The sequence below is a fragment of the Streptomyces sp. 13-12-16 genome, from assembly GCF_002114215.1.
Lineage (GTDB): Bacteria > Actinomycetota > Actinomycetes > Streptomycetales > Streptomycetaceae > Streptomyces.
Genome location: NZ_NCTE01000473.1, coordinates 1 through 2,882, shown reverse-complemented (window position 1 = coordinate 2,882; position 2,882 = coordinate 1). Strand labels below are relative to the sequence as shown.

The 2,882-nt window shown below is 71.9% G+C and carries 3 protein-coding genes and 1 pseudogene; 1 reads left to right on the top strand and 3 read right to left on the bottom strand.

The window, feature by feature from the left end; translation table 11 throughout:
* Both rarD and B7767_RS18880 read right to left on the bottom strand, forming a co-directional pair.
* Nucleotides 1–958 (bottom strand): EamA family transporter RarD (gene rarD, locus B7767_RS18885; protein WP_085573210.1); only part of this gene is annotated, 958 nt, incomplete at its 3' end.
* A 165-nt stretch (nt 959–1,123) separates the two neighbouring features.
* Nucleotides 1,124–1,978 carry an SDR family oxidoreductase gene (locus B7767_RS18880; RefSeq protein WP_085573209.1) on the bottom strand — a complete coding sequence of 285 codons (855 nt, stop codon included), beginning with the start codon at nt 1,976–1,978 and terminating at the stop codon, nt 1,124–1,126.
* 99 nt (nt 1,979–2,077) lie between these two features.
* On the opposite strand from B7767_RS18880, the gene B7767_RS18875 reads away from it, so the two are divergent.
* Nucleotides 2,078–2,458 carry a helix-turn-helix domain-containing protein gene (locus B7767_RS18875; protein WP_085573208.1) on the top strand — a complete coding sequence of 127 codons (381 nt, stop codon included), beginning with the start codon at nt 2,078–2,080 and terminating at the stop codon, nt 2,456–2,458.
* Between the two features lie 34 nt (nt 2,459–2,492).
* On the opposite strand, the pseudogene B7767_RS18870 reads toward B7767_RS18875, so the two are convergent.
* Nucleotides 2,493–2,882, bottom strand: a pseudogene (locus B7767_RS18870) (2-oxoacid:ferredoxin oxidoreductase subunit beta); the annotation flags it as partial.

The following is a 2,882-nucleotide window of genomic DNA, read 5'->3' as shown; positions in this document are numbered from 1 at the left end:
CCGCGTCCGCCGCGTCGGCCGGGACGCCGCCCCCGCGCACGCCGGTCTCCCCGGCGAGCGCTCGGGCGGCCCGGCGGGCGGTGCGCAGCGCGTCCCAGGTGAGGAGGACGAGCGCCAGCCACACCAGCGCGAAACCGGCCCAGCGCTCGGGCGGCATGGCCTCCTTGAAGTAGAGGACCCCGAGCAGGAACTGGAAGACCGGCGCCAGGTACTGCAGCAGGCCCAGCGTGGACAGCGGGACGCGGATCGCGGCGGCGCCGAAGCAGACCAGGGGGAGCGCGGTGACGATGCCGGTCGCGGCGAGCAGCGCGGCGTGCCCGGCCCCTTCCGCGGCGAACGTGGAATCGCCCCGGGCGCCCAGCCACAGCAGGTAGCCGAGGGCGGGCAGGAACTGGACCGCGGTCTCGGCGGCCAGCGACTCGACGCCGCCGAGGTTGACCTTCTTCTTCACCAGTCCGTACGTGGCGAAGGAGAAGGCGAGACAGAGTGAGATCCACGGCGGCTGGCCGTAGCCGACGGTGAGGACGAGCACCGCAGCGGCGCCCACCCCGACCGCCGCCCACTGTGCGGGCCGCAGGCGTTCCTTCAGCAGCAGCACGCCCATCGCGATCGTGACCAGCGGGTTGATGAAGTAGCCGAGGGAGGCCTCGACGACGTGCCCGGAGTTCACGGACCAGATGTAGACGCCCCAGTTCACGGTGATGACCGCCGCGGCGACCGTGATCAGCGCCAGCCTGCGCGGCTGTCGCAGCAGCTCGCCGAGCCAGGCCCAGCGGCGTATGAAGAGCAGGGCGGCGGCCACGAAGAACAGTGACCAGACCATCCGGTGGGCCAGGATCTCCACCGCCCCGGCGGGCTTGAGCAGGGGCCAGAACAGGGGGACGAGTCCCCACATCCCGTACGCCGCGAAGCCGTTCAGCAGTCCTATGCGCCGCTCTGCGGCCGACTTCCCGGTCACGGGCCCCTCCTTCGTGTCCGACGCGTGTCCTGATCTCCCACGATGCCCGCGCACGCGCGCGCGGTGCTCGCCGGACGACGGTAACGCCGGACACCCCCGCGTGTCATGCCCGTACCGGCATACGGTCATGACGCGCGGGGGTGGCGGGGGCGGCGGCCCTCCGGGTCAGCCCTTGAGCGCGGCGGCGACGGCCTCGGCGAGCGGGGTGGTCGGGCGGCCGGCCAGCCGGGACAGGTCGCCGCTGTCGACGACCAGCTCCCCCTTCTCGATCGAGACGTCCACGCCCGCGAGGACCGCGGCCATCGGCCCGGGCACTCCGGCGCCGGCCAGGATGCCGGTGAGCGCCTCGGGCGCGACCGGGTTGTAGACGATCTCCCTGCCGGTCTGCCGGCTCAGCTCGGCCGCGTACTCGGCGAAGCTCCACGCCTCGTCGCCGCCCAGCTCGTACGTCTTGTTCTCGTGCCCCTCGCCGGTGAGCACGGCGACGGCGGCGGCCGCGTAGTCGGCCCGCGAGGCGGAGGAGACCCGGCCCTCGCCGGCGGCGGCCACGACGGCGTTGTGCTCGAGCACCGGGGCGAGGTTCTCGGTGTAGTTCTCGTGGTACCAGCCGTTGCGCAGCAGCACGTACGGCACGCCCGACCCCAGCAGCGCCTCCTCGGTGCCGCGGTGGTCGTCGGCGAGCGCGGCGGTCAGGGAGCCGGGCGCGCTGGTGTAGGCGAGCAGGGCGACACCGGCGGCCTCGGCGGCGTCGATGACGACCCGGTGCTGGCCCACCCGGCCCTTGTCGAACTCGTTGCCCGAGACCAGCAGCACCTTGTCGCCGGCCGCGAACAGGCCGTCGAAGGTCTCGGGGGCGTTGTAGTCGGCGACCGCGATCCGCACCCCGCGCCCGGCGAGGTCCGCGGCCTTCTCCGCGCTGCGGACGACGGCGGTGATCTGCTCGGCCGGGACCTTCTCCAGCAGCTGGTCCACGACGTGACGGCCGAGGTGTCCGGTGGCGCCGGTGACGACGATGCTCATGGTTCGGAACTCCTGTGGGGGTGCGTGTGCGGGTATGTCACTCACCCTAGGAGTTACGCTAACTAATGGAAAGTACCCACTTTGAAGTAAGGTACTGGCATGACGGTAAGTGATGGTGTCCGGTGGACCGACGGCGAGGAGATGTGCCCGCACCGGCTGGTCCTGGAGCATGTGACCAGTCGCTGGGGCGTGCTCGTGCTGATCCAGCTCCTGGAGCGCTCGTACCGCTTCAGCGAACTGCGCCGGGCGATCGGCAGGGTCAGCGAGAAGATGCTCACCCAGACCCTCCAGACCCTGGAGCGCGACGGCCTGGTCCACCGCGACGCCAAACCGGTCATCCCGCCCCGCGTCGACTACTCCCTCACCGGCCTGGGCCGCGAGGCGGCCGAGCAGGTGCGCGACCTGGCGCTGTGGACCGAGAAGCGCATGGCCGACGTCCTCGTCGCCCGGCAGGCGTACGACGGGACCCGGGCGCCGTAGGGCACCCGGGTCCCGTCCCGGTTCCTGCCAGGAGTCAGCCCACGACGGTCCAGGTGTCGGTGCCGGTGAGCAGGGCGGTGAGGTCGCCCTTGCCGTGCTGTTCGACGGCGGTGTCGAGTTGGTCGGTCATGAGGGTGTCGTAGACGGGCCGGTCGACGGAGCGGAAGACGCCGATCGGGGTGTTGTGCAGGGTGTTGGGGTCGGCGAGCCGGGACAGTGCGAACGCGGTGGTGGGGGAGGTGGAGTGGGCGTCGTGGACGAGGATGTCGGCCTCGTTGTCCGCTGTCACGGTGACGACGCTCAGGTCGCCGGTGGCGCGGTCGCGGACGACGCCCTTGGAGCCGTCGGTGCCGAAGCGGATGGGCTGTCCGTGTTCCAGGCGGATCACGGCTTCCTCGGCCTGCTGCCGGTCCTTGAGGACCTC